Annotated in this window: 1 protein-coding gene; it reads right to left on the bottom strand. The window is 62.0% G+C overall.

What is annotated here, in order from left to right:
- A partial coding sequence (locus J5M71_RS28010) for a methyl-accepting chemotaxis protein (protein WP_207838833.1) occupies positions 1-468 on the bottom strand: 468 nt, incomplete at both ends.

Below are 468 nucleotides of genomic sequence, written 5' to 3' on the forward strand. Positions count from 1 at the left end.
GAGCGCCAGCAGGTTGGTCTGGTCGGCGATGCTCTTGATCACCTGAATGATGTTGAAGATTGCCTCGGATTCCTGATCCAGCGTGCGGATCACTTGCGCCGACTGCTGTGCCGAGCGGGCGATGCCATCCATGTCGCTGACCACTTGATGAATCACCCCGCCACCCTCCTTGGCCAGGTTTTCGGCCTGATTGGACATGCTCAGGGCACGTTCGGCGTGGCGGGTGATTTCTTCGATACTGGCGGTCATCTGGCTGGCGGCGGCCGCCATGGTGCCGGCGGCAACGCTTTGCTGCTGGCTGCTGTCGGCGACCTGATGGCAGCCCTGGCTGAGCTGCTCGCTCATGCCACTGACGCCGTGAGCGTTGCGCCGGACCACGTCAATCATGTTGCGCAAATCGCGCTGCATGGTCGCCAATGTGCGTATCAAAACGCTGGCTTCGTCCTTGCCGGCGGGCTCGACAATTGG

The sequence above is a fragment of the Pseudomonas sp. 43(2021) genome, assembly GCF_017490805.1.
Taxonomy (GTDB): Bacteria; Pseudomonadota; Gammaproteobacteria; order Pseudomonadales; family Pseudomonadaceae; genus Aquipseudomonas.